Here is a 24,678-nt window from a genome sequence, read left to right on the forward strand (position 1 = left end):
GCTTGGCTGGCTGCCGCTGAGCGAAGGGAAAGGTGGGGCCGCCGGCGAACTTCCAGAAACTGATGAAGGTCCGCGACCGAGTGGTGGAGAGGGCGAATTCGGGGTCGGTACGGGCGCAGTCGCGGATTGTTGTGCGCCACCTCCCTGAGGCGTGGCTGGGATCCCCAGCGGCGCTGAGGGCGGAGCTTCGGCTGAGGTCGGTTGGGGTGCCGGGGTACTTACGTTGTGTTGGGGACTTCCGCCTTGCGGAGATGCGTTTTCGGGGGGGCCTCCGGGTGCACTGGACGTCGAGTGGGCAGGCGGGGATACAGCAGCGTTCGCACTTGGTTGGTAGCTTCCACCTTGCGACTGCCGGGGGGCTGGCGGCACCGACCCGTTTGATGGTGCCTGATTAGTATCGGAGGGTGACCCCTCGGGAGGGGGGACTTTTCGGCTAAGCAATTGGTCAAGGGCATTCGCGGGAGGTTTCCAGCCGCTGAAGGTTGGAACTTGGGCAGCCGCGGCTACTACAGTGCCTGCGTTCAAAGCATGATAGCCAGCTAGGACGGCGTCTATGGCATTCTGCTTTTCTATCGCGTCCATATCTGAATCATCAGTGGACTCAATTTCGCTAATAATGCGCTGAGCATCGTGGACATTCTTTGTAATCTTTGCTTTGGTGTCGGCCACCGTGCCTGCCACGTGGTTGTACCATGTTGCAGTGGCTACAATGCGCTCTTGTAGCTCGCGGAAATTACTGCTACGCGTAGCTGCCTTCTCGCTTGCTGAATTCGCGGCGCCTCCGCTCCAGATATCACCTCCAAAGGTCTCGCCACGCTCGCGTTCCCATGGTTCGAGGGCATTGAAGGTTAGGTCTTGGAGCGCTTGTATAAATGCTGTCCCTGAACCATAGAGGAAGTCCTCGTTGGCGTCCGGCCATCCGCCATCTTGCGTCAAGCGATCTGCATAAGGCCCCGTCGGTTTATCGGTACTCATGAGCTCAGGCTCCGGAAGTCCGACAGGCTCCAAGAATTATTCCAGGGCTCAATAAAGCTACTTGATAGAGGCTGTAATCTGCTTTCGTGTATGTGGAAAGTGCTTGTATGTACGCTCTTTGATAAACCGCTCCGAGCATTGCAATGTCCTGGAATGTCGGGTTAGAGCTGTTGCGCCCTAGTTCCTCCATCTGATCCGCCCAAGCGGTCATTACGGGAATAACTGCATCGGTTGCCGCCCGTTGTTCCGGTGTCCACTGGCTGGCGGGTGGATTGGAATCTGTCTTGATCCACTCGGTGAAAGCCGGGTTTGCATCGTGCGCCTTCTGAGCGGCTTCCCATTGGCTGCAAACAGGGTCGTGGGTCAACAGGAATCGCTTGGGGTTATCGGCACTCCCGAGTTCGACTGTATGTGTCGGTGCTTCTGCCGAAGGCGTCAGGGGCGCGCGTGCGGCGGCGGAGCCGTAAGTGATTGCCTGGCAAATATTGCTCAGGACTTCGCCAGCGCCAATTGCAGTAAGTGCCAATTGGTCGTCATTTGCAGTGTATGTATTGATACTGTCCGCGTATGCGCGTGCGTAGGCAATAAACTGCTGGTAGAGCTCGCGCATGACTCGATGTTTGGTGATCTTTACTATAGCTACCGCCTGATCACTGGCGTTGCGCATAGCAGTCCCGACGGTCTGAAACTGCGTGCGTATTGTCTGGTCCCACAGGTCGGCGGGTATAGATGGGTCCCGTTGGTCCCAACCGTTTTTCTGACTATCTGCGAGCGTATTCAGAATCGGCATCCACGGTGCACACGACGGATCTTCGGTGATCACCGACACCGGCCCGGTGTCATTCGCACTCGCGAAATCGGACGTCGGTGCACCGCTTGTTGTGGGTGCGGCGGTTGGCTTGTCGGACCCGCCGCTGCTCTTGGTGCAGGACACGGCGACGACGGCGGTCACCGCGATGACCGCGACCAGGGCCACCGCGCCGATGATCCATTTCGCCAAGCCGCGCTTGGGTGCGGGCGGCGGTGTCTGCGGCCATCCCTGTTGGGGATTCCATTGCGGGCCTGGGGCACCGCCGGGATAGCCACCGGGAGGACCCCAGGGACCGCTGGGTGGTGGGGGAGGCTGAGTCACAGAACACTCTCCGGCGATTGGCGCGATGACGCGTGACGGTGGGCATCCCCGCGGACGGCGTCGGGTACCCGTTCGGACGGGGTGGCCCCCGGCGCTGCACCGGCCGCGGGCCCGGCGGATTCCTCCTCAGAGTCTTCGCGCCGGTGCCTACCCTCGCGGTCCTTTTCTTCCACCGGCTTGTCGTCCGGCTTCTCGGAACCGCCGACCTTGCCTGCGACCTGGCTGACCTGTTCGGCGACCTGCTGCACGCCTTGCATCGCGGTCTGCGGCAACGACCCCGCCATTCCCATCACCTGCTGGGGAACTTGCGCTGCCTGGCTCGCGATCTGCATCGGGATCTGCATCATCTGGCCGAGCTGACCGGCGCCCTGGGACGCCGCACCAGATGCCGATCCGCCCGCACCGGCAGCCACTCCGGACGCGGCGCTCGCAGCACCACCACCTCCACCAGTGCCACCTCCGCCGCCGGAACCACCAACCTGAGACGAGAGCTTGCTGTGCAACTGCGCATCGGTTGCTGCGTAGCGCTCGGCGACGGTCTTGATGTTCTGTGCGAACTGATTGGTCTCGGCCTTCAACAGCGGCAACCCAGAGACGATCGGGGCCAGAAACTGCGGGGCCACGGCCGCGATCGCCATCGACAAGGGATCGGACCCGCTGGGTGTGTAGCCCGCCGGCGCCTGCGGGATGGCATTGGACGCAGTCAGGAAGTTATCCCCCGCGCGGGACAACGCAGTCGTATCGACCTTCAGGTTTTCAGGCGCCATGACCGCCCGATTCCTCGGCCGTGGCGCAGCCCCCCGAAACCCCCGCGGCTCGGTGTGGCCCCATGGGCTCAACCAGCATCGACAATCCCCTCCGCATACCTCAGCTAAAACCCTACCCAACGCTGAAATGGTGGAAGTGCGGATATTTGGGAGCGGTCCTGGCCGTCACCAAGTTGCTGCCACAACGTGACGCGCCGCATTGGTTAGTCATACGAAGCGACGAGGATCGCCTGCGTTAAACGCGATGCGTTTGCTGAGACGTCTGTGCCTCTGTCGAAGTTGCTGCTGAACACCGGAGAGCATCTATTGCAGTGGCAATGCTCAATCTGCCTGCGGATGAGTGGCCGCGGGACGTTGCTTCGGAGCGGGAGCCTCCACCGGCGCACGTTCGGGCGGCGTCGACGACCCGGCCTCGGCATGCGGCTCGGATTCGTCACGATCTTTTTCGCGATCGTCTTTGGGCTTGTCCGCCAGACGACGGGCGTCCTTCTCATCCTTGTCCTCGGGACGGACACCAACATCCGAGGCTGCCTGCGATGCCTGCTGCACACCCTGCATGATCTGTTGCGGAATCTGCTGCAACCCTTGGGCGAGACCTTGCAGCGGCTGGGCGATCGACTGCGCCATCTTCCCCACCTGCTGGCCGACCTGGCCCAGCACCTGCCCCATCTGGCCCATCATGTCTGCGCCGGCGCCCCCAGAGCCGGCGCCCGCAGGTCCGGCGGCCGCGGAACCACCGCCTCGGCCGGGGGAGTCCTTGCCCTCCAACACGTCCGCCGCGGCTTTGAACCGTTCGGCACCCTCTTCGTCGCCGCGGGCGTACGCCTGTGCCGCCTTCTGCAGCAGATCCGAAATGGTGCTGGCGGTCGCCGATGTCACCCCGAAGCTGTCCTGCCGACCGTTCAGCACGCCGGCCAACGCGGTACTCACCGCCGACGCGATGGGCCCATGGCTGGTCTCGACACCGTTTCCGTCCGCATCACCCAGCCCGGACAAACCCGCAGCGACGTCGGAGTGAGCCTGCGAGAAATGCAACACCCCGTCCGTCTGGACATCAAACGGGTCCGTGGTCATCTGCCAATCCTATTGGGGTGCTTCACCGTGATCGGGCACCAATTCCTCGACCTGGCGTGCCGCGTCGGCCGCGGCCGCGCCGAACCCGAGTTGCTGCCACTCCTCGGCCACCCCGGCCAGCCCGATCGCGTCGCGCGCGGCCAACGCCCGCGCGTGCGACGCCGTCACCCGCGCGAAGACACATTCAACCGGCAGGCCGTCAAGGGATGACACCGCCCGGGCGTCTCCGCACCGCACCGCATCGTGCACCGCGCGTAACGCCACGGCGGACTGCCCGCTACGTTCGGCCGCACGGAAAGCCTCCCTGGCTGCCCCGACCGCGCCGAGGGAATCCTTACGCGCCCAGCAGGTCCAGGCCCGGGCCAGGGCAAGCTCTGGCGCAAACAGCATCGACTTCAATCCATGCCGGGATTCCGCCCGCCCCAGGGCTTTTGCCGCGGCCACCGTCGAACCTTGCTGACCGAGAGTCTGCGCCAACAACATCCACGCCAGCGGGGTCCACGAATAGCCGGTCGGCGCCAAACTGTCTGCAGCGGAACGCAACAAACCGACGGCGTCATCCAGATCGCCGCGAAAGGTGGACACTTCCGCGATCAACAATTGCCCGATCGCCTGGCCCGGTCCCGTCTCGGCGCGCAACTCATGAGCCAGTGACTCGGCCCCGTCCAGGTCACCGCGGAAGACGGCTGCAAGGACCTGCCCGTAGCCGGAGGTGTAGCGCAGCAGTCCGGGATGCCCGGCCGCGACAGCACGATTCGCCAACTCGTCGACCGGCCCGAACTCACCCATCCGCGCATGCGCCAGCGCCGCGGCCGACGCGGCCCAACCGACCGCCTGATCGGTGGCGGTGGCGGAGGCCAGCACCGACGCCGACAGTTCCCGCGCTCGATGCAGATCCCCGGCGTTCATCGCGAACGTGCCCAGCAGTGCGTCCACCGTCGCATCGGAGGACACCCGTCCGCGCAGAGCCCGCAGGAACGCCGTCGCCCGCTCGGGCTCATCGAGCATCCAGAACTGGTTGGCCGCCCGCGGCAGCGCCCAGGCCATCAGGTCGGTCTCGCTCAACGTGGTCGGGTCCACCGCTGCGAGCACCTCGTCGGCATCGCGCCCGCGGCCCTGCCAGGCGAGCACCTGAGCCCGCGCCAATCGCTCCGTCAACGAGTCGGCGGGACCATCGGGCACAGCCGCAGTGTATGGCGGACGCCGGACCGTCGGTAACGTTTTGCCTCGTGGCCGAAACCCCTTCCTGGGCGGTGTGCGTGTACTGCGCCTCCGGCCCTAAGCACCCGGAACTGCTCAAACTCGCCTCCGACGTGGGGCATGCGATCGCCGACCGCGGCTGGACGCTGGTCTCCGGCGGGGGCAACGTCTCGGCCATGGGGGCGGTGGCCGACGCCGCGCGCCAGCACAACGGCCGCACCATCGGCGTCATCCCCAAGGCGCTGGTGCACCGCGAACTCGCCGACGTCGAGGCGGACGAGCTGATCGTCACCGACACCATGCGGGAGCGCAAACAGGTCATGGAGGACCGGGCGGACGCGTTCATCGCCCTGCCCGGCGGTATCGGCACACTCGAAGAATTTTTCGAGGCGTGGACTGCTGGCTATCTCGGCATGCACCACAAGCCGATCGTGATGCTGGATCCGCTCGGCCACTATGACGGCCTGCTCACCTGGCTGCGCAGCCTGGTCGACACCGGATACGTGGGTGCCACCGCGCTGGACCGCTTGGTGGTGGTTAACAACGTCGATGCGGCGATGGCCGCATGTGCTCCCGGTGAGATCCCTCACTAGGGTTGACGCTCATGAGTGACGACACATCCCGCACCAGCGTCGGACTGCTTGACATCGCCACGCAGCTACCAGGGTTTTTGGCCGACGCCCCCGCCATCGTGCGCGGGCTGGTGACCGGGTTCGGTGCGCGGCCGACGGCCAAGACGTCCATCGGCAAAGTTTTCCAGGACCGCGCCGCCCAATACGCAGACAAGGTCTTCCTCAAGTTCGAGGACCAGCAGATCACCTACCGGCAGGCCAACGAGACCGTCAACCGGTATGCCGCCGTGCTGGCCGCCAAGGGCGTGGGGCACGGCGACGTCGTCGGGATCATGCTGCGCAACTCACCGGACGCGGTGCTCCTGATGCTGGCCACCGTCAAATGCGGTGCGGTCGCCGGCATGCTCAACTACCACCAGCGCGGCAACGTGCTGGCACACAGCTTCGGCCTGCTCAACGCGAGGGCCGTCGTCGCCGAGAACGATCTCATCGACCCGATCGGGGAGAGCGGCGCCGAGCCCGAGGGCCTGCTGACCATCGACGACCTGCGGCAGCTGTCACTCACCGCGCCCACCACCAACCCGGCCATCACCTCCGCGGTGCTGGCCAAGGACAAGGCCTTCTACATCTTCACCTCGGGCACCACGGGTCTGCCCAAGGCCAGCGTGATGACCCACTACCGCTGGCTGCGGGCCCTCGCCGGTTTCGGCGGTCTCGGACTGCGCCTGAACAGCAGTGACACCCTGTACTGCTGCCTGCCGCTCTATCACAACAACGCGCTGACGGTGGCCACCGGATCGGCGATCAACGCCGGCGCGGCCCTCGCCCTGGGCAAGTCCTTCTCGGCTTCGCGGTTCTGGGATGACGTCATCCGCTACGACGCCACCTCGTTCGTCTACATCGGCGAGATCTGCGGCTACCTGCTCAACCAGCCGCCGAAGCCGACCGACCGGGCGCACAAGATCCGCGTCATCGGCGGCAACGGGCTGCGCCCGGCCATCTGGGACCAGTTCACCGAGCGGTTCGGCATCCCGCGGGTGTGCGAGTTCTACGCCGCGAGTGAAGGCAACACCGCGTTCGTCAACGTCTTCAACGTCGACAAGACCACCGGCATCTGCCCCAGCCCGGTCGCGTTCGTCGAATACGACCTGGACACCGGCGAGCCCGCCCGCGGCTCCGACGGCCGACTTCGGAAGGTCAAGCGTGGCCAGCCGGGTCTGCTGCTGAGCAAGGTGTCCAGCCTGCAGCCGTTCGACGGCTACACCGACAAGTCGGCCAGCGAGAAGAAGCTGGTCCGCGATGCCTTCAAGGACGGCGACGTCTGGTTCAACACCGGTGACCTGATGCGGTCTCAGGGCTTCGGCCACGCCGCGTTCGCCGACCGGCTCGGTGACACGTTCCGCTGGAAGGGCGAGAACGTGGCGACCACCCAGGTGGAAGCCGCGATCTCCGCCGACGCGCAGATCGAGGAGGCGACGGTGTTCGGCGTGGAGGTGCCCGGCTGCGGTGGGCGTGCCGGCATGGTCGCGGTGCAGCTCAAGGAGGGTGCCGAATTCGACGGCGCCGCCCTGGCCAAGGCCGCGTACGCGAACCTGCCGTCCTACGCGGTGCCGCTGTTCGCGCGTCTGGTCAAGGAACTCGCGCACACCTCGACGTTCAAGAGCCAGAAGGTCGAGCTGCGCAAGCAAGGCTACGGCCCCGATATCACCGACCCGATCTACGTCCTGGCCGGCCGCGACGAAGGCTATGTACCGTTCTACGACGGCTACACCGACGAGGTGAGGGACGGCAAACGCCCCAAGTAGTGACGATTTCGGCGCGCTGGCGTTCGCCCAGCGGACGCGAGCGCGCCGAAATCGCCGAACGCTAGCCTGGTGACGTGCAGTCGACGTTTCTCGGCAGACCGGTCGCCGGCGACCGGGCCATGATCATGGCCATCGTCAACCGCACCCCGGACTCCTTCTACGACCGCGGGGCCACCTTCGATGACCAGGCGGCGAAAGACGCGGCGCATCGCGTCATCTCCGACGGTGCCGACGTCATCGACGTGGGTGGGGTGAAAGCGGGCCCCGGCAGCACCGTCGACGCCGACGAGGAGATCGCCCGCGTCGTGCCGTTCATCGAATGGCTGCGCGGCGCGTACCCGAATCAATTGATCAGCGTCGACACCTGGCGGGCCAGCGTCGCCAAGCAGGCCTGCGCGGCCGGAGCGGACCTCATCAACGACACCTGGGCCGGGGCCGACCCCGGCCTGCCGGAGGTCGCCGCGGAGTTCGGCGCGGGGCTGGTGTGCTCACACACCGGCGGCGCGACGCCGCGGACCAGGCCGTTCCGGGTGAACTACGGCATCAGCGAGCGTGGCGTCGTGGACGCGGTGATCGCCGAGGTGACCGCGGCGGCCGAACACGCGGTAGCCGTCGGCGTCGCAAAAGACGCGATTCTGATCGATCCGACGCACGATTTCGGCAAAAACACTTACCACGGCCTTAGTTTGTTGCGCCAGGTAAAAGATCTTGTAAATACGGGATGGCCGGTCCTGATGGCCCTGAGTAACAAGGATTTTGTCGGGGAGACTCTGGGTGTGGGCCTCACAGAGCGCCTGGAGGGCACACTGGCAGCGACCGCCCTGGCGGCCGCCGACGGTGCCGCGATGTTCCGGGTGCATGAGGTGGGACCCACTCGGCGCGTACTGGAAATGGTCGCGTCGATCAAAGGGGAGCGTCCACCGACGCGGACCGTGAGGGGACTGGCATGACCTTGACGCCCGACCTGGCCACCGGAATCACCGGCCACCAATGGCTCACCGATCACAGCTGGAGTCGACCCATGTGGACGATCGCCGAACTGGAGGCCGCCAAAGCCGGCCGCACGGTTTCGGTGGTGCTACCGGCTCTGAACGAGGAGGACACCGTCGGCTCGGTGGTCGAGACCATCGCGCCGCTGTTGGGCGGGTTGATCGACGAGCTGATCGTGCTGGACTCCGGGTCCACCGACGACACCGAGATCCGGGCCGTCGCCGCGGGAGCGCGGGTGATCAGCCGGGAAACCGCGCTGCCGGAGGTCGAACCGCAGCCGGGCAAGGGTGAGGTGCTGTGGCGCTCGCTGGCCGCTGCCACCGGCGACATCATCGCGTTCGTCGACTCCGACCTGATCGATCCCGACCCGATGTTCGTGCCCAAGCTGCTGGGACCACTGCTCACCGCCGACGGGGTACACCTGGTCAAGGGCTTCTACCGGCGCCCCCTCAAGGTCAGCGGTGCCGAGGACGCCAACGGCGGCGGCCGTGTCACCGAGCTGGTCGCCCGGCCGCTGCTGGCCGCGTTGCGCCCGGAGCTGACGTGCCTGCTGCAGCCACTGGGCGGCGAGTACGCCGGCACCCGCGAGCTGCTGACCTCGGTGCCGTTCGCGCCGGGCTACGGGGTGGAGATCGGCCTGCTGGTCGACACCTACGACAAGCTGGGCCTGGACGCCATCGCTCAGGTCAATCTGGGGGTGCGCACGCACCGCAACCGCCCGCTCACCGAGCTCGCCGCGATGAGCCGGCAGGTGATCGCCACCCTGTTGTCGCGCTGCGGCATCCCGGACTCCGGCGTCGGGCTGACCCAGTTCTTCGCCGACGGCGACGACTACACGGCGCGCACGTCCTCGGTGTCCCTGGAGGACAGGCCGCCGATGAACACGCTGCGTCCCTGATCTCTGAGTCGCGCCCGCCGCGGCGAGGTTGTCGGTGGGTTAGGGCAAAATCGAGGCGTGACCCTGATCCTGCTGTACCTGGTCGTGCTCGTCCTCGTCGGCGTGGTGTTGTTTGCCCTGGGCAGTGTGCTGTTCGGTCGCGGTGAATCGCTGCCCCCGCTTCCGCGGGGCACCACCGCGACCGTGCTGCCGGCGTCGGGGGTGACCGGCGCCGACGTCGACGCGGTCAAGCTGACACAGACCTTCCGTGGCTACAAGACCAGTGAGGTCGACTGGGTGCTCGAGCGGTTGGGTGCCGAACTCGATCTGGTGCGCGGCGAATTGGCCGCGGTCCGGGCCGCGTACGGGATCGCCGAGGAGCGCGAACCTGCCGAGCATGAGGCGGCGCACGCCCGCGCCGAGGAATCGTGAGCGATCTGCTCCACGAGGACGGTCGCATCCGGTGTGGCTGGGCGCCAACGGATTCCAAGCCCGACTCGGTGCTCTACCGCGAGTATCACGACACCGAATGGGGGCAGCCGGTACATGATTCGGCCGCACTGTTCGAGAGGGTCAGCTTGGAGGCCTTCCAAAGCGGGCTGTCCTGGCTGGTCATCTTGCGCAAGCGGGACAACTTCCGCCGAGCGTTCAAGAAGTTCGACGTGGCGCAGGTGGCCCGCTTCACCGAACGCGATGTCGAGCGTCTGCTGACCGACGAGGGCATCGTGCGTAACCGAGCCAAGATCGAGGCGACCATCGCCAACGCCCGGGCGGTCGCCGACCTCGATATCGAGTTCGCCGATCTGCTGTGGTCGTTTGCGCCGGAGTCGCGCACCCGGCCCGCGGACATGTCCTCGGTGCCCGCCGTCACCCCCGAGTCCAAGGCAATGGCCAAGGAACTCAAGCGCCGCGGGTTCCGGTTCGTCGGGCCGACGACGGCCTACGCACTGATGCAGGCGACCGGCATGGTGGACGACCACATCGCCTCCTGCTGGGTGTCCACAGCCACCTGAACTGGTCTCGGTCTGGTGCCATCGCCGGGTCTTTTCACACCGACGCGGTTGGATAGGGAACAATAGGGTGAGTTCAGTACCAAACTTGGGTCGGCTGCTGCCGGCCACGAACGGGTCCGCCCACGCGGGCCGGCTCACGCGGAGGGAGCACACGATGGCGGCGATGAAGCCCCGGACCGGTGACGGTCCACTGGAAGCGACCAAAGAGGGGCGCGGCATCGTGATGCGAGTACCACTGGAGGGTGGTGGTCGATTGGTCGTCGAACTCACCCCGGATGAGGCCGCCGCCCTGGGCGACGAACTCAAAGGCGTGACCAGCAGCTAGGCCCCCGCCAGGCCGCGGCGCTGACCCCGAGGGTTCAGCGCTGCGCCTTGCGGTAGATCTCCAGGGTCTGCTCGGCGATGTGAGCCCAGGAGAACTCCTCGATACACCGCTGCCGTCCCGCGGCGCCATAGTCGCGTGCCCGCTCGGGGTCGGCCACCAGGGTGTTGACCGCGTCGGCGAGTCGCCGCTCGAAGAATGCGGTGTCCTGCGCGTCGTAGTGCACCAGCAGGCCGGTGCGGTGGTCGGCGACCACCTCGGGGATGCCGCCCACATCGGAGGCCACCACAGCCGTCGCACACGCCATCGCTTCGAGGTTCACGATGCCCAGTGGCTCGTACACCGACGGGCAGACAAAAACCGATGCCGCCGAGAGTATTTCGCGGATCTTGCCGATCGGCAGCATCTCGCGTACCCAGAACACCCCGGTCCGACTGGCGGCGAGTTCCTGGACAGCGGTACTGATCTCGGCAGCGATCTCCGGCGTGTCCGGCGCACCGGCACATAACACCAGTTGCACGTCCGGGGCGAAGTCGTGGGCCGCGGCGACCAGATGGGCGACGCCCTTCTGCCGGGTGATGCGGCCGACGAACGCGACGATCGGCTTGGACAGGTCGACCCCGAGTTCGGCCAGCACCGACCCCTCTGGGTCGGGCGCTCCAGCGGAACCGCTCCCTACGCTCGCGACCGGATACCAGACCGTCGTGTCGATCCCGTTGCGCACCACATGCACCCGGCTGGGATCCAGCGCCGGGTAGGTGGCCAGCACATCGTTACGCATCCCGGAGCTGACGGCGATCACCGCGTCGGCGGCCTCGATCGCGGTCTTCTCCACCCAGGACGACACCCGGTAGCCGCCCCCGAGCTGTTCGGCCTTCCATGGTCGCAACGGTTCCAGCGAGTGCGCCGTCAGCACGTGCGGGACGCCGTGCAGCAGCGCGGCCAGATGCCCGGCCATCCCGGTGTACCAGGTGTGCGAATGCACGACCGTTGCCGCCTGTCCGGGTAGGCCGGCGTTGTTCGCCATGACCAGATCCGCCGACAGCGTCGACAGCGCGGCATTGGCGGACGTGAGCGCCGGGTCGGGCTGCGCCACGATGGCGGTGTCGCGTGGTGCACCCATGCAGTGCACATCGACCTCGCACAGGTGTCTGAGTTGGGTGACGAGTTCGGTGACGTGTACGCCGGCGCCGCCGTACACCTCAGGTGGATACTCCCGTGTCATCATGGCCACCCGCATGGTGTGCACGGTAGTAGGCCGCCGTTCGGCGCGCATGATTGCGGTCAACGTTTTTGGGGAATAACGAATTGTCTTGACCGACATGCATCAAATGGGGGCGATTGGCTGGCCCTGGTGCAGTATCGCCGATAGGTTGACAAGCATGAGGGAAGCGCCACACGTGCTGGGCATCGTCCTGGCGGGCGGAGAGGGGAAACGGCTATACCCGTTGACAGCCGACCGGGCCAAACCGGCGGTGCCCTTCGGTGGCTCGTACCGGCTCATCGATTTCGTACTCTCCAACCTGGTCAACGCCAGGTTCCTGCGGATTTGTGTTCTCACGCAATACAAGTCGCATTCACTTGACCGTCATATATCGCAGAACTGGCGGTTGTCCGGGCTGGCCGGTGAGTACATCACCCCCGTGCCCGCCCAGCAACGGCTCGGCCCCCGGTGGTACACAGGCTCCGGCGACGCGATCCTGCAATCGCTGAACCTCATCTACGACGAGGATCCCGACTATGTGGTCGTGTTCGGCGCCGACCACATCTATCGGATGGATCCCGAGCAGATGCTGCGCTTCCACATCGAAAGCGGTGCGGGTGCCACCGTCGCCGGCATCCGGGTCCCGCGTGCGGAAGCGTCGGCCTTCGGTTGCATCGACGCCGACGAGTCGGGGCGCATCCGCGAGTTCGTGGAGAAACCGGCCGACCCGCCGGGCACGCCGGACGACCCGGAGCAGACCTTCGTGTCGATGGGCAACTACATCTTCACCACCAAGGTGCTGATCGACGCCATCCGCGCCGATGCCGAGGACGACCACTCCGATCACGACATGGGCGGCGACATCATCCCGCGCCTGGTGTCCGACGGGATGGCCGCCGTCTACGACTTCAATGACAACGAGGTGCCCGGAGCCACCGAGCGTGACCACGGCTATTGGCGTGACGTCGGCACCCTGGATGCGTTCTACGACGCCCATATGGACCTGGTGTCGGTGCACCCCATCTTCAACCTCTACAACAAGCGCTGGCCGATCCGCGGGGGCTCGGAGAACCTGGCCCCGGCGAAGTTCGTCAACGGCGGATCGGCCCAGGAGTCCGTCGTCGGCGCGGGCAGCATCATTTCGGCGGCCTCGGTGCGTAATTCGGTGCTGTCGTCCAATGTCGCCATCGATGACGGCGCCATTGTCGAGGGCAGCGTGCTGATGCCCGGGGTGCGGATCGGACGCGGCGCCGTGGTCCGTCGCGCGATCCTGGACAAGAACGTCGTCGTCGGGCCGGGCGAGATGGTCGGGGTGGACCTGGACAAGGACCGCGAGCGTTTCTCGATCAGCTCCGGGGGAGTCGTCGCCGTGGGCAAGGGCGTCTGGATCTGACGGCTTTGGAGTCGCCGTTCTTCGACGCGATATGCCGTAGCGTGCGGGCCGCATTGGAGTGCCGGGATGCGTTGATCTGTGGCGACGACACCGCGATTCCGCGTTCCCTCTGGCCGCCTTCGGGCACCCCGCTTTTCATCGAGGACGCGCGCGTCCTCGCCCATCCGGCGATGAGTGTCTTCCCGGACGCCCGGTTCGTCGCTGCGGTCCCGTTACACCACGGCGCTGAGCTGGTGGGGGTGCTGTGGGTCGCCGATCCCCACCCGCGTGCCAACACCGCCGGGCTCCGTGCCCAACTCGAAGACTTCGGTCTGTTGGCATCGCTGCACCTGCAGCAGGAGAGCGACACGGCGTTGTACCGACTGGTGGCGGAGAACTCGGCCGACACGCTCATCCGGGGCAGCCTCGACGGGGTCCGCAGGTACGTGTCACCCTCGATCCGCACGTTGCTCGGCTACGACGCCCATGAGCTGGTGGGCAATCGCGCCAGCGAGATCACCCATCCCGACGACGTCGAGGGTTTCGGACGGCAGATGCTGGCCATGCGCGACGGCCACCTCGACAGCTTCGTCACCGAACACCGGATGCGTCACAAGAATGGCTCCTGGGTGTGGCTGGAAGCCTTCGTCAGGGTCACCCACGACCCGACCACCGGTCAGCGCGACGGCTATGTGGTGTCGGTACGGGACACCTCACGTCGCAAGGAGCTCGAAACAGAGCTGGTCCACCACGCCTACCACGACGGCTTGACCGGACTGCCGAATCGTGCACTGCTGTACGAGCGGTTGACCGCACACATCGAACGCGCGCGGGACGGTAACGGCTTCGCCGTGCTCTGCGTCGATCTCGACGGATTCAAACAGATCAACGACGCATTCGGGCACGAGGTGGGTGACCGGGTGCTGGCGGCGATCGGCAGCCGGCTGGTGTCGTGTGTGGGCCCCGCGGACACCGTGGCGCGACGGGGCGGCGACGAGTTCGTCATCATCCACGTCGCCGACCCGCCGGTGCTCGATTCGGCTGTGGTGCTGGCGCAACAGGTCATCGAAGCGGCTTCCGCCCCGATGACGATCGCCGACTGGTCCGGCAGTGTGGGCCTGAGTATCGGGATCGCCGCTGCGGTGGGTTCGATCGCCGGGGGTGAGGACATCCTGCGTGCCGCGGACCGAGCCATGTACGAGGCGAAGGCGTGTGGGAGCAACGGTTATCGCATCGCCGAATCCCGGTGACCGCCGGGGCGTGAATCAGCGGATGTCGGCGGCGTTCTTGCGCCGGCGTCGCCACCGCCACACCTGGATGATCACCACAGCCACCGCGACCAACGCCACCAGAACCAACGCCGGCACCAGGATGGCGCTGAACACCAGCCCGACGCTGACGACATCCTCGGCGGTACTGAGCACCGGGGCGGCCATCCCGGCCGAGCCGATGTTGGCGACCGGACGCACGGCGGATTTCGTCAGCGACACGATCAGCGCGGTGACCACACCGATGACCACTGCCACCCATTGACCCGAACCGGCGAGCGTGCCGGGGTCGGTCACTGCAGCGGTCTGCGCCGCAGTGCCGGAGCCGAAGACGATGCCGCCGGACGTGGGCCGCACGAATGTCTGGATGGTGTCGTTGACCGAGTCCAGCGCCGGCACCTTGTCGGCGATGACCTCGATCACCAGCAGCACCGTGACGATCGCCAGTACCCAGCCGTTCTCCAGCCAGGACCAGCCGGCCGGCAGCCTCACCAGGTCCGTGAACCGCGACAAGAGGCCGAGTGCCAGCAGCGGGATGTAGGCGTTCAGCCCCGCGGCCGTTGCCAGCCCGAATCCGGTGAGCAGCTCCACACCGTCAGTATGCGGCTCGGTCCGGCCGATTCAGTGGACTGGGCAGAAGCTCACTTCCGCCGCTGCTTGTGGTCGTCGCTGCGCGGCCGGTCATGCGGCGGGACTTTCGGCGTATTGCGTGGGGTGCGGCCCTTGCCTGCGACGGTGCTCAGTGCGCACCGGCAGCGTGGGCAGACCGGGTTTCCGGCCATGTCGACCGTCCAGCTCTTGCCGGCACCTGGACATGGCATTGCGTGCGGGCTGGGCATGACCTGATCCTAGGTCGGTGGGGGCGCTCACCAGACATTCCTCACCAGACATGGGGCACCAGGCGGTAACGAACGGTGTCCAAGTATTCGGGGTAGCCGGCCAGTTCGGTGCGCAGCAGGGACTCCTCATCGAGGATCCGCACCACCAGGATCGGCACCGCCAGGGCCGTGACCAGCACACCCCAGTAGGAGTCCAGGGCCAGCGGGGTGCCGAACATCATGATCAGTGCTCCCGAGTACATGGGATGGCGCACCGCCCTGTACAGGCCCGTCGAGACCAGTGGCTGCTCCTCCTCGACCCGGATACTCGCCCCGGCGAAGTTGTTCTGCAGCACGACCGCCTGGGCCAGCACCAGTCCCACCACCACCAGAACATTGCCCAGGATGACCACCGCCGTCGGTACATGTGACCAGCCGAACCGGTGATCCAGCGCGCTCACCACCGTCATCACCACGACGGACGCGAATGTCGCCGTGATGATGACCTTCTGCACCGGCCGCGTCTCGGCAGTCGGGCCGCCGTGCATCCGCCGGGCCAGGGTGGCCGGGTTCTTCACGGCGAGATAGACATTCGGCACCAGCGTGGTGGCCATGAATACCGCGATGAAAACCCAAGCCTGCCAATAGTTCAACGTGCCCGCCGGCAGGAACAACAGCACACCGAAGAACACCAGGCCGAAGAATCCGGAGACCAGGGCCTGCCACAACACCTTCATGACGCCCTCCTCAACGCAGATCACGACGGCGGAACGCGGCGACCCCGACGGCGATCAGTGCCGTGTCGATCGCCAGGAGCCACAGCAGCGGGGTGGCCGTGACGGCGCCGGGCCGCGGGATGTGGGCGAACGGCTCCAGATCAAGCAGCAGCTGCGGGAACCCCGACAGCGAGCCGAGCAGGAACAGCGCGATGAATCCGATCAGCACACCCCAGGCCAACGGGGCGAAACGCGGTGCGAGTCCGAACAATGCGACGGTGACGGCCACGAGCAGCCACACCGCGGGCAGTTGCACCGCTGCGGCGGTGAGCACGGTGCCGAGCCTGCCGCCGATATCACCGGCCGCCGCCCCATAGGTCACCCCTGCCACCACACCCGCGAGCAGCAGGGCGCCGGCGGACCCGAGAAGGGCCGGCATCAGATGACTCGCCAGCCAACGGGTCCGGCTCACCGAGCCGGACAGCACCGTCTCGGCGTGCTGGTCAGACTCCTCTTGATGCAAGCGCAGCGTCAGCGATATCGCGAACGCGGACGCGATCATGGCGAGCATGCTGAACGCCACCGCGACGAACGCCTCCTCCATCGCGGAGCTTCCGCCGAGTCGTACGACGACATCTCGCGCCACGGCACTGTTGCCGACCTCGTCGGCGATCCCGTGCACCACGCTGCCGATGATCAAGCCGTACAGGCACAGGCCGACGGTCCACAGCAGCAGGGCACCGCGGTCCAGGCGAAGCGCCAATCCGAGCGGCCCGCTCAGGGTGGTCCCGGCCGTGGCCGAGCCCGGGCGCTCGGCGAACAGCCCGGCGCCCACGTCGCGGTGCGCCAGCAGCCGATAGGCCACGACGACGAGCACGGCCGCGAGCGTCAGATGCAGCAGCAGCACCCACCACCGGTCACCGGCGAACGGCCGCACCTGCAGCGACCAACCCAGCGGTGACAGCCAACTCAGCAGACCGCCCTCAGGGCTCGACGCATCGCCGACCGCGCGCAGGGTGAAGGCCGCGCCGAGGACGGAAAACGCTGCGCCACGGGCGAACCGGGCGCTCGATGACAACTGCGCGGTGACGGCTGCGACGGCGGTGAACACCAGACCGGATGCGGCCAGCGTGATACCGAAGGCGATCGAGCCGGCCGGTGGGATATCGAGGGTGAGCAGGCCGGCGGCAGCCAGGACGCCGGTCAAGACCGTCGCCGAACCGGTGAGCAGCAGTGCCGCCGTCAGCCCGGCGTAGCGCCCGACGGCGGTGGAGTCCAGCAATTCGGTGCGGCCGGATTCCTCGTCACCGCGGGTGTGCCGGATGACGGTGAGAATCGCCGCCACCGCGATCAGCAGGTGGAACATCCCGGCTTTCCAGACACCCACCGCGCCGACCGACTCGTTGTAGATGTTGCCGTAGAGCGCACGCTGGGCGGGGCTGGCCATGATGGTGGCGGCGAACGCGGCCCGGTCGGCGGCGGTGGGGTAGACCGCCTCGGTGCTGCCGACATAGACGCTGGCCAGCGGCACCGACAGCAGTAGCACCCACAACGGCAGCGCCACCCGGTCCCGGCGCAGGTAAAGGCGCAGCAGCCCAGCTGTTCCGGTGAAGTTGGAGGACCTGACGGCAGGTCGGTCCAGCAAGGCCACGGTCATGCGCGATCCGCTTTCGGCTTCTCGCTGGCTCATGAGTGCACCACGTCATAGTGCTGCAGGAAAAGGTCTTCCAGGGTCGGCGGCTGACTCACCAGACTGCGCACTCCGGCATCGCCGAGCGCCTTGATCACCTGACCGATGCTCGCGCTGTCGACCTGCGCGCGCAGCGTGGTGCCGTCGATGCTGATGTCCTCGACGCCCGGTATGCGGCTGAGATCGCCGGGATTGCCGATCATCTCGGCGGTGATCGAGGTGCGGGAGAGGTGCCGCATCGAGTCCAGCGTGCCGGTCTCGACGGTGCGTCCGGCCCGGATGATGGTGAGCCGGTCGCACAGGGCCTCGGTTTCGGCCAGGATGTGGCTGGACAGCAGCACGGTGGTCCCACGGTCGTTGGCCTCGCGCACACACTGCTGAAAGACGTTCTCCATCAAGGGGTCCAGACCGCTGCTGGGTTCGTCGAGCAGTAACAGCCGGGCATGGGAGGCGAACGCGGAGATCAGCGACACCTTCTGCCGGTTGCCCTTCGAGTAGGTGCGGGCCCTCTTCGTCGGGTCCAGGGCGAACCGCTCGATCAGGTCGGCACGCCGGCCGGCATCGATATCGCCGCGCATCCGGGCCAGCAGATCGATGGTCTCGCCGCCGGTGAGTGACGGCCACAGTGTCACATCGCCGGGCACGTACGCGATATCGCGGTGCAGTTCGACGGCGTCGGCCCACGGGTCGCCACCGAGTAGCCGCACGGTGCCGCCGTCAGCGCGGACCAGACCGAGCAGGGTGCGGATGGTGGTGGACTTACCGGCCCCGTTCGGGCCGAGGAAGCCGTGCACCTCCCCGGCGGCGACGGTGAGATCGAGTCCGTCCAGGGCGCGGGCGGCGCCGAAACTCTTGACCAGACCCTGTATTTCGATGGCGTTCGGCGTCATCATGCGCTTCCTTCCGGAGATGTGGCGATGGGCAGTCCCTGTTCGTCCTGTGCGACGAACGCGTCGTACATGGTGGAGTCGGTGAGCAGGCCCTGGGTGTAGACCTCGAGGGCGGGCAGCACCATGTCCTGGGCGTACTCGTGCAGAACCCTGCGCAGATCGGTCGGGTTCTCGTGCAGTTGGAGATACATCAGGAATCCACCGCCGCCGGCCATGGCCAGGAACCTGGCGCGCGCCTTAGGGTTGCGGCTCGGCTTGACGGTGCCGGCTCGAACGCCCTCCTCGATGTACTGCTCGGCGTTGTCGATCATCCTGCGCCACAACTTGTTCGACAGTTCACCGCCGCTCTGCATGGTGCGCACCAGGTACGCCATCGCGGGCGCGAACGACTCGATCTCGGCCATCTGGGCGAACCAGCTCGCCGGGTCGGTGCTCTGGATGGATTCGGTCTTGGCTTCCAGGATCGACTCGGCGACGTAGTCGTCGCACGCCTGGCGCAGCTTGTCTTTGGAGCCGAAGTGATGGATCACCAGGCCGGGGCTCACACCCGCCGCGGTGGCGATGGCCCGCACGCTGGTGCCGAAGCCGTGCTGACCGAACTGGTCGATCGCGGCGTCGCGGATTCGGGCCGCCGCCGTCAGATCGTCGACTGAACGCATGTTCAGTACGCTAAACGCATGTTCAGTGCGACGTCAAGGGTCGGCGCCGTCAGGAATTGGTAAAGATCACGCGAGATTGCCGTTACTGCGCAGAAGTGCGAGAGGGGGACGCAACAACCGCAATCTCGCGGGCGCGGAGAACGTCAGTCGCGCGCGGCGGCGAGCAACCCGTCGCCCAACGGCACGAGCACCGGGGTGAAGCGTTCGTCCTCGGCGATCAGCCGGGCCGCCTCACGTACGGCGCTCACCTCGGCATCGTTGGCGGTGGCATCGCCGGCCCGGCCGCCCAGCGCGGCGCGGTGCACGACGACCGCCCCGCCGGGGCGCAGCAGCCGCACGGCCTCGGCCACGTAGAGCGGCTGATCCGTCGGCGCGGCATCGATGAACACCAGGTCGTAGGACTCGTCGGCCAGCCGGGTCAGCACTTCCTGGGCGCGACCCGCAATCAGCCGGGTGCGCGACGGCCCCACCCCGGCCTCGACGAAGGCCTGCTTGGCCAGGCGCTGGTATTCGGGCTCGATATCGATCGTGGTGAGGACACCGTCCTCGCGCATGCCGGCCAGCAGCCACAATCCGCTCACGCCCGCCCCGGTCCCGACTTCGACGACCGCCTTCGCGCCGGTCAGCCGGGCCAGCACGCTGAGCAGGGCTCCGACCGCCGGGGTGACGGCTCCGGCGCCGCTGTCGACGGCGCGTTCCCGGGCCGCCGCGGTGACGTTGTCCTCCGTGATCGAGCCCTCGGCGTGCGAGACGATCGCGTGAGCACGCTGTGCGGCGTCGTCGGTGGTGGCCATGCCCGCAGCGTAGAGCGAAGACGCACGGGCCCGCGCATCGACACGCCCGCCCCGGAAATCAGGATCACCCCGAATTTCGGCAGGTTTTGCCTGGTGGGGTATCGGGTATCCCGCTTTTCTCAGGAATTAATCAGTTTTCTCCTATGCCTACCTCACACCGGTCAGCGACGGTACTTGCATGAACATCGGCGGGAGCTGGCACTCGGGGAATAGCGATATCCAGAGTCGCGTTGCCAAAGGCACCGAGCAATCGGCCGAAACGGCTGGTTGCCTCACCGATACGGAGGATCTGACGAACACCACCACGCGCCTGGCCACCCCGGTCTCGATGCCCCATTTGGAGCAGTACGCGGATGCCGATTGGGTGGAGCCGTCTGAGGAGCTGACCGGAACGGCGGTGTTCGACGCCACCGGCGACAAAGCAGCCATGCCCTCGTGGGACGAGCTCGTTCGCCAGCATGCCGACCGCGTCTACCGGCTGGCCTACCGCCTGTCGGGTAACCAGCAGGACGCCGAGGACCTGACCCAGGAAACCTTCATCCGGGTGTTCCGCTCGGTGCAGAACTACCAGCCCGGCACGTTCGAGGGCTGGCTGCACCGCATCACCACGAACCTGTTCCTGGACATGGTGCGCCGCCGCACCCGCATCCGCATGGAGGCGCTGCCCGAGGACTACGACCGGGTGCCCGCCGAGGATCCCAACCCCGAGCAGATCTTCCATGATTCGCGGCTGGGCCCGGATCTGCAGGCGGCCCTGGACTCGCTGCCGCCGGAATTCCGCGCGGCCGTCGTCCTGTGCGATATCGAAGGTCTGTCCTACGAGGAGATCGGCGCCACCCTGGGCGTCAAGCTCGGCACGGTGCGCAGCCGCATCCACCGCGGACGGCAGGCGCTGCGCGAGCATCTGGCCAAGCACTCCGACACGCTGCCGACCTCCGCCTGAGCGTCGTAGGTGTGGGGCTCAGCTTCCCGCGCTACATTCAAAAGAACAGTGTGCGTGTGATGCGCGGTGGCCAGAGAGGAGCTGGGTGATGGTCGACCCCGGGGACGTGTTCCGCCGTGCCTTCTCCTGGTTGCCCACCCAGTTCGCGTCCCAGAGCAGCGAGCCCGTCGGCCCGCGCCGGTTCCGGTCCACCGAACACCTGTCGACCGAGGCCATTGCCGCGTTCGTCGACGGTGAGCTGCGGATGACGGCCCACCTGCGTGCCGGCCACCATCTGTCGCTGTGCCCGCAGTGTGCCGGTGAAGTCGACGCGCAGCGTCAGGCCCGAAGCGCCCTGCGGGACTCGTGCCCGATCGCCATCCCGAGTGCGCTCCTGGGCTTGTTGTCCCAGATCCCGGAGGAGAATCCGAGGGAAGTGTCCGCCGAGCAGACGGCTCGGGAGTTGGCGGAAGAGTCGGCTCGGACCCGCCGCAAGCGCCGGTAGATTCATGCACAGACAAACAGTGACGCGCGCCCTCGGTGCGCTGGAGCGGAAAGTGATGCCCGCGTGACCAATCAGGATCCCTCCGGCGACCGGCCCCGGCTGGCACCGCGCCCGGTCTCGCGCCCCCCGGTAGATCCGGCGGCGCAGCGCGCTTTCGGCCGGCCCGCCGGCTTCGACGGCTCCTTCCTCGCCACGGACCAGTACCGGGACCAGGGCGAGTACACGCCGAAGGACCAGGCGCCCGACAAGGTGCTGGCCGAAGCGTTCGGACGGCCCTATCCCGGCGTCGACTCGCTGCAGCGGCATCCGGCCGACGCGGGCGCGCTGGAAGCGGAGCGTGAGGGTGAGGACGCCGCAGCGCCGGACCCGTGGCGCGACCCCGCAGCCGGTGCGGCACTCGGAGCGCCCGCGGTGACCCACACCGCCCCCGTGACGGTGACAGCCCCGCAAGGCAAGCTCGGGGTGCGCGATGTGCTGTTCGGCGGCCGGGTGTCCTTCGTCGCGCTGGCCATCCTCGCCATCGTGGCGCTGGTCATCGGTATCGCCGGCGGCTGGGTGGGCCGCAAGACGGCCGAGGTCGTCGAGGCGTTCACCACGTCCAAGGTCACCCTGCAAACCAACGACAACCCGCAGATGCCGGCCGGACGGTTCGCGAAAGTCGCTGCTGCCGTGGCCGATTCGGTCGTGACCATCGAGGCGGTCAGCGACCAGGAAGGCTCCCAGGGTTCCGGCGTCGTGGTCGACGGCCGCGGCTACATCGTCACCAACAATCACGTCATCTCCGAGGCGGCGACCAACCCGAGCAAGTTCAAGATCTCCGTCGTCTTCAATGACGGCAAGGAAGTGCCCGCCAACCTCGTCGGGCGCGATCCCAAGACCGATCTCGCCGTGCTCAAGGTCGACAACGTCGACAATCTGACCGTCGCGAACATGGGCGACTCGGACAAGCTTCAGGTCGGTGAGGAAGTGATCGCCGCCGGCGCCCCGCTGGGCCTGCGCAGCACGGTCACCCAGGGCATCATCAGCGCCCTGCACCGTCCCGTCCCGCTCTCCGGCGAAGGGTCGGACACCGACACCGTCATCGACGGTGTGCAGACCGACGCCTCGATCAACCACGGCAACTCCGGTGGCCCGCTGATCAACATGGATTCCCAGGTCATCGGTATCAACACGGCAGGCAAATCGCTGTCCGACAGCGCCAGCGGCCTCGGCTTCGCGATCCCGGTCAATGAGGTCAAGGACGTCGTGCAGGCGCTGATCCAGGCCGGCAAGATCTCGCATCCGACGCTGGGCCTGAGCGCCCGGTCGGTGAGCAATGACGTCGCCTCGGGTGCACAGGTGGCCAACGTCAAGGCGGGCGGGCCGGCCGAGAAGGCCGGCATCCTGGAGAACGACGTCGTGGTCAAGGTCGGCGGCCGCACGGTCGCCGACGCCGACGAGTTCGTCGTCGCGACGCGCCAGCTCAAGATCGGGCAGGAAGCTCCCATCGAGGTGGTCCGCGACGGCAGGCATGTGACGTTGATGGTCACGCCCACCGGCGACAACCCGACGTAACCGATGTTCGCGAACGTCGGCTGGGGCGAGATGCTGATCCTGGTGATCGCCGGACTGGTGATCCTGGGTCCCGAACGGCTGCCCGGTGCCATCCGATGGACCGCGGGCACGCTCAAACAGGCCCGTGAATACCTCAGCGGGGCGACCAGTCAGCTCCGCCAAGACCTGGGGCCGGAGTTCGACGATCTGCGCGAGCCGCTCTCGGAACTGCAGAAGCTGCGCGGGATGACGCCGCGTGCGGCGCTGACCAAACACCTGCTCGACGGTGACGACTCGTTCCTGACGGGCAATTTCGACAAGCCCACCAAGCCGGTGTCACCCGATGGGCCCAAGCCCGTGGAAAGCCCCGAGCAGCCCCCGGCCGAACCGGGCGTCACCAAGTTCGACAGCGACGCCACCTAGCGCCCGGCGCGTTATCGCCCGGCGGGGTCCAGCCCCAACGACATCCCGGCGAGCCCGCGCTTGCGTGCCCCCAGGGCGTCGGCGACCTTGCGCAATTCCTTACCCGCCGCCGAATCCGGGGCGGTGAGCACCAGCGGCACGCCACTGTCGCCCGCGGCCACCAGCGCCGGGTCGAGCGGTATCTGGCCCAGCAGCGGCACATCGGCCCCCACCGAACGCGTCAGTGAGTCGGCCACCTGTCGGCCACCGCCCTCACCGAAGATCTGCATGACCGTTCCGTCGGGCAGGGTCAGCCCGGCCATGTTCTCCACGACACCCACGATCCGCTGCCGCGTCTGCAGGGCGATCGCGCCGGCCCGTTCGGCGACCTCGGCGGCCGCCGACTGGGGCGTGGTGACCACCAGGATCTCGGCGCCGGGGATCAGCTGCGACACCGAGATGGCGATATCGCCGGTGCCGGGCGGCAGATCCAACAGCAGCACATCCAGGTCGCCCCAGTACACGTCGGCCAGGAACTGCTGCAGCGCGCGGTGCAGCATCGGTCCGCGCCACACCACCGGGGTGTTGCCCTGGGTGAACATGGCGATCGAGATGACCTTCACCTCATGGGCGATCGGCGGCAGGATCATCGAATCGACCTGCGTGGGCCGGTCCACGACGCCCATCATGCGCGGTACCGAATGGCCGTAGATATCGGCGTCCAGCAGGCCCACCGAGAGCCCGCGCGCGGCCAGTGCGGCGGCCAGGTTGACCGTCACGCTGGACTTGCCGACACCACCCTTGCCGGACGCGACCGCGTACACCCGGGTCAGCGAGTTGGGCTGGGCGAACGGGATGACCGGTTCGCGGGAGTCGCCGCGCAGCAGCTTGCGCAGTTCTGCGCGCTGCTCGTCGTCCATCACATCGAGGGTGACCTTGACCGCACCCGTGCCCGGCACGTCGGTCACCGCCGCGGTGACGCGGTCGATGATCTCGGTCTTCTTCGGGCAGGCAGACGTGGTCAGGTACACCTCGACGTGCACACCGGCAGCATCATCGATGGTGACGTTCTTGACCATTCCGACCTCGGTGATCGGACGGCGCAGTTCGGGGTCGACGACCTTGCCCAGTGCGGCGCGAACCGCGGCTGACAGATCGTTGTTCGTCGCAGACATCAC

Annotated in this window: 26 protein-coding genes; 13 read left to right on the top strand and 13 right to left on the bottom strand. The window is 66.9% G+C overall.

The genetic code is table 11. The features are described from left to right. Positions 1 to 979 precede the first annotated feature (979 nt). From QN239_RS09655 to QN239_RS09670, 4 genes are all read right to left on the bottom strand, one after another. Entirely contained in the window at positions 980 to 2,107 is a 1,128-nt protein-coding gene (locus QN239_RS09655; protein WP_499009879.1) for an ESX-1 system-associated protein, read from the bottom strand. Beyond that, positions 2,104 to 2,874, bottom strand: a complete 771-nt coding sequence (locus tag QN239_RS09660; RefSeq protein WP_499009880.1) for a hypothetical protein — start codon at positions 2,872 to 2,874, stop codon at positions 2,104 to 2,106. Before QN239_RS09660 ends, QN239_RS09655 begins: the two co-directional genes overlap by 4 nt. 321 nt (positions 2,875 to 3,195) lie before the next feature. Beyond that, positions 3,196 to 3,948, bottom strand: coding sequence for a type VII secretion target (locus QN239_RS09665; protein ID WP_499009882.1), 753 nt, complete (start codon positions 3,946 to 3,948; stop codon positions 3,196 to 3,198). A gap of 9 nt (positions 3,949 to 3,957) precedes the next feature. Continuing rightward, positions 3,958 to 5,130 carry a hypothetical protein gene (locus QN239_RS09670; RefSeq protein WP_499009884.1) on the bottom strand — a complete coding sequence of 391 codons (1,173 nt, stop codon included), beginning with the start codon at positions 5,128 to 5,130 and terminating at the stop codon, positions 3,958 to 3,960. A gap of 47 nt (positions 5,131 to 5,177) precedes the next feature. On the opposite strand from QN239_RS09670, the gene log reads away from it, so the two are divergent. The 7 genes from log (at position 5,178) to QN239_RS09705 (ending at position 10,730) form a co-directional block, all read left to right on the top strand. Then, positions 5,178 to 5,741 carry a cytokinin riboside 5'-monophosphate phosphoribohydrolase gene (log, locus tag QN239_RS09675; RefSeq protein WP_267294784.1) on the top strand — a complete coding sequence of 188 codons (564 nt, stop codon included), beginning with the start codon at positions 5,178 to 5,180 and terminating at the stop codon, positions 5,739 to 5,741. 11 nt (positions 5,742 to 5,752) lie between these two features. Then, on the top strand, positions 5,753 to 7,525 hold the full coding sequence (gene fadD6, locus QN239_RS09680; RefSeq protein WP_499009886.1) for a long-chain-acyl-CoA synthetase FadD6: 1,773 nt from the start codon (positions 5,753 to 5,755) through the stop codon (positions 7,523 to 7,525). A gap of 74 nt (positions 7,526 to 7,599) precedes the next feature. Then, complete coding sequence (gene folP / locus QN239_RS09685; RefSeq protein ID WP_090363562.1) at positions 7,600 to 8,475, top strand: dihydropteroate synthase; 876 nt, start codon at positions 7,600 to 7,602, stop codon at positions 8,473 to 8,475. Further along, positions 8,472 to 9,413: a glucosyl-3-phosphoglycerate synthase gene (locus QN239_RS09690; RefSeq protein WP_090363563.1), complete on the top strand. Its 942-nt coding sequence runs from the start codon at positions 8,472 to 8,474 to the stop codon at positions 9,411 to 9,413. Before folP ends, QN239_RS09690 begins: the two co-directional genes overlap by 4 nt. A 57-nt stretch (positions 9,414 to 9,470) precedes the next feature. After that, a complete protein-coding gene (locus QN239_RS09695; protein ID WP_090363564.1) occupies positions 9,471 to 9,824 on the top strand; it encodes a DivIVA domain-containing protein in 354 nt (117 codons plus the stop codon). Positions 9,825 to 9,829: 5 nt separating this feature from the next. Further along, positions 9,830 to 10,405, top strand: coding sequence for a DNA-3-methyladenine glycosylase I (locus tag QN239_RS09700; protein WP_499016684.1), 576 nt, complete (start codon positions 9,830 to 9,832; stop codon positions 10,403 to 10,405). 154 nt (positions 10,406 to 10,559) lie between these two features. After that, positions 10,560 to 10,730 (top strand): DUF3117 domain-containing protein, encoded by a 171-nt coding sequence (locus QN239_RS09705; RefSeq protein ID WP_018598966.1) that lies wholly within the window; start codon positions 10,560 to 10,562, stop codon positions 10,728 to 10,730. Positions 10,731 to 10,764: 34 nt separating this feature from the next. Here the strand turns inward: QN239_RS09705 and glgA are convergent, their stop codons facing one another. Continuing rightward, positions 10,765 to 11,967: a glycogen synthase gene (gene glgA, locus QN239_RS09710; RefSeq protein ID WP_499009888.1), complete on the bottom strand. Its 1,203-nt coding sequence runs from the start codon at positions 11,965 to 11,967 to the stop codon at positions 10,765 to 10,767. A gap of 142 nt (positions 11,968 to 12,109) precedes the next feature. Here glgA and glgC point away from each other — a divergent pair, with 142 nt between their 5' ends. Both glgC and QN239_RS09720 read left to right on the top strand, forming a co-directional pair. Then, entirely contained in the window at positions 12,110 to 13,324 is a 1,215-nt protein-coding gene (gene glgC / locus QN239_RS09715) for a glucose-1-phosphate adenylyltransferase (RefSeq protein ID WP_090363567.1), read from the top strand. A 41-nt stretch (positions 13,325 to 13,365) separates the two neighbouring features. Then, on the top strand, positions 13,366 to 14,553 hold the full coding sequence (locus QN239_RS09720) for a diguanylate cyclase domain-containing protein (RefSeq protein ID WP_499009890.1): 1,188 nt from the start codon (positions 13,366 to 13,368) through the stop codon (positions 14,551 to 14,553). 15 nt (positions 14,554 to 14,568) lie between these two features. On the opposite strand, the gene QN239_RS09725 is transcribed toward QN239_RS09720, so the two are convergent. From QN239_RS09725 to QN239_RS09755, 7 genes are all read right to left on the bottom strand, one after another. After that, positions 14,569 to 15,162: a DUF4126 domain-containing protein gene (locus QN239_RS09725; RefSeq protein WP_499009892.1), complete on the bottom strand. Its 594-nt coding sequence runs from the start codon at positions 15,160 to 15,162 to the stop codon at positions 14,569 to 14,571. 50 nt (positions 15,163 to 15,212) lie between these two features. Further along, positions 15,213 to 15,410: a hypothetical protein gene (locus QN239_RS09730; protein ID WP_499009894.1), complete on the bottom strand. Its 198-nt coding sequence runs from the start codon at positions 15,408 to 15,410 to the stop codon at positions 15,213 to 15,215. A 41-nt stretch (positions 15,411 to 15,451) separates the two neighbouring features. After that, a complete protein-coding gene (locus QN239_RS09735) occupies positions 15,452 to 16,126 on the bottom strand; it encodes a methyltransferase family protein (protein WP_499009895.1) in 675 nt (224 codons plus the stop codon). 10 nt (positions 16,127 to 16,136) lie between these two features. Further along, positions 16,137 to 17,762 (bottom strand): ABC transporter permease, encoded by a 1,626-nt coding sequence (locus tag QN239_RS09740; RefSeq protein ID WP_499016686.1) that lies wholly within the window; start codon positions 17,760 to 17,762, stop codon positions 16,137 to 16,139. 29 nt (positions 17,763 to 17,791) lie between these two features. Continuing rightward, on the bottom strand, positions 17,792 to 18,685 hold the full coding sequence (locus QN239_RS09745; RefSeq protein ID WP_499009897.1) for an ABC transporter ATP-binding protein: 894 nt from the start codon (positions 18,683 to 18,685) through the stop codon (positions 17,792 to 17,794). Then, positions 18,685 to 19,344, bottom strand: coding sequence for a TetR/AcrR family transcriptional regulator (locus QN239_RS09750; RefSeq protein WP_499009898.1), 660 nt, complete (start codon positions 19,342 to 19,344; stop codon positions 18,685 to 18,687). Before QN239_RS09750 ends, QN239_RS09745 begins: the two co-directional genes overlap by 1 nt. A gap of 143 nt (positions 19,345 to 19,487) precedes the next feature. Further along, entirely contained in the window at positions 19,488 to 20,138 is a 651-nt protein-coding gene (locus tag QN239_RS09755) for an O-methyltransferase (RefSeq protein ID WP_267294774.1), read from the bottom strand. A gap of 178 nt (positions 20,139 to 20,316) precedes the next feature. Between QN239_RS09755 and sigE the strand changes: the two genes are divergently transcribed. From sigE to tatB, 4 genes are all read left to right on the top strand, one after another. Next, positions 20,317 to 21,081: an RNA polymerase sigma factor SigE gene (sigE, locus tag QN239_RS09760; protein ID WP_499009899.1), complete on the top strand. Its 765-nt coding sequence runs from the start codon at positions 20,317 to 20,319 to the stop codon at positions 21,079 to 21,081. 88 nt (positions 21,082 to 21,169) lie between these two features. Then, positions 21,170 to 21,565 (top strand): anti-sigma E factor RseA, encoded by a 396-nt coding sequence (gene rseA / locus QN239_RS09765; protein WP_167163938.1) that lies wholly within the window; start codon positions 21,170 to 21,172, stop codon positions 21,563 to 21,565. 63 nt (positions 21,566 to 21,628) lie between these two features. Then, entirely contained in the window at positions 21,629 to 23,119 is a 1,491-nt protein-coding gene (gene htrA, locus QN239_RS09770) for a serine protease HtrA (protein ID WP_499009901.1), read from the top strand. Between the two features lie 3 nt (positions 23,120 to 23,122). Then, positions 23,123 to 23,521 carry a Sec-independent protein translocase protein TatB gene (gene tatB / locus QN239_RS09775; RefSeq protein ID WP_090363582.1) on the top strand — a complete coding sequence of 133 codons (399 nt, stop codon included), beginning with the start codon at positions 23,123 to 23,125 and terminating at the stop codon, positions 23,519 to 23,521. Between the two features lie 11 nt (positions 23,522 to 23,532). On the opposite strand, the gene QN239_RS09780 is transcribed toward tatB, so the two are convergent. Further along, on the bottom strand, positions 23,533 to 24,675 hold the full coding sequence (locus tag QN239_RS09780; RefSeq protein ID WP_090363583.1) for an Mrp/NBP35 family ATP-binding protein: 1,143 nt from the start codon (positions 24,673 to 24,675) through the stop codon (positions 23,533 to 23,535). Positions 24,676 to 24,678 lie beyond the last annotated feature (3 nt).

The organism is Mycolicibacterium sp. Y3 (genome assembly GCF_051188035.1).
GTDB classification, from domain to species: Bacteria; Actinomycetota; Actinomycetes; order Mycobacteriales; family Mycobacteriaceae; genus Mycobacterium; species Mycobacterium fluoranthenivorans.

Bases quoted from the DNA above. Each gene is read 5' to 3' on its own strand.
- QN239_RS09660 (WP_499009880.1), bottom strand. From the start codon at position 2,874: ATGGCGCCTGAAAACCTGAAGGTCGATACGACTGCGTTGTCCCGCGCG.
- QN239_RS09730 (WP_499009894.1), bottom strand. From the start codon at position 15,410: ATGCCCAGCCCGCACGCAATGCCATGTCCAGGTGCCGGCAAGAGCTGG.
- QN239_RS09690 (WP_090363563.1), top strand. From the start codon at position 8,472: ATGACCTTGACGCCCGACCTGGCCACCGGAATCACCGGCCACCAATGG.
- QN239_RS09745 (WP_499009897.1), bottom strand. From the start codon at position 18,685: ATGACGCCGAACGCCATCGAAATACAGGGTCTGGTCAAGAGTTTCGGC.
- fadD6 (WP_499009886.1), top strand. From the start codon at position 5,753: ATGAGTGACGACACATCCCGCACCAGCGTCGGACTGCTTGACATCGCC.
- rseA (WP_167163938.1), top strand. From the start codon at position 21,170: ATGGTCGACCCCGGGGACGTGTTCCGCCGTGCCTTCTCCTGGTTGCCC.
- QN239_RS09735 (WP_499009895.1), bottom strand. From the start codon at position 16,126: ATGAAGGTGTTGTGGCAGGCCCTGGTCTCCGGATTCTTCGGCCTGGTG.
- sigE (WP_499009899.1), top strand. From the start codon at position 20,317: ATGAACATCGGCGGGAGCTGGCACTCGGGGAATAGCGATATCCAGAGT.
- QN239_RS09755 (WP_267294774.1), bottom strand. From the start codon at position 20,138: ATGGCCACCACCGACGACGCCGCACAGCGTGCTCACGCGATCGTCTCG.
- glgA (WP_499009888.1), bottom strand. From the start codon at position 11,967: ATGCGGGTGGCCATGATGACACGGGAGTATCCACCTGAGGTGTACGGC.
- tatB (WP_090363582.1), top strand. From the start codon at position 23,123: ATGTTCGCGAACGTCGGCTGGGGCGAGATGCTGATCCTGGTGATCGCC.
- glgC (WP_090363567.1), top strand. From the start codon at position 12,110: ATGAGGGAAGCGCCACACGTGCTGGGCATCGTCCTGGCGGGCGGAGAG.
- QN239_RS09740 (WP_499016686.1), bottom strand. From the start codon at position 17,762: ATGACCGTGGCCTTGCTGGACCGACCTGCCGTCAGGTCCTCCAACTTC.
- QN239_RS09750 (WP_499009898.1), bottom strand. From the start codon at position 19,344: ATGCGTTCAGTCGACGATCTGACGGCGGCGGCCCGAATCCGCGACGCC.
- QN239_RS09665 (WP_499009882.1), bottom strand. From the start codon at position 3,948: ATGACCACGGACCCGTTTGATGTCCAGACGGACGGGGTGTTGCATTTC.
- QN239_RS09780 (WP_090363583.1), bottom strand. From the start codon at position 24,675: ATGTCTGCGACGAACAACGATCTGTCAGCCGCGGTTCGCGCCGCACTG.
- QN239_RS09705 (WP_018598966.1), top strand. From the start codon at position 10,560: ATGGCGGCGATGAAGCCCCGGACCGGTGACGGTCCACTGGAAGCGACC.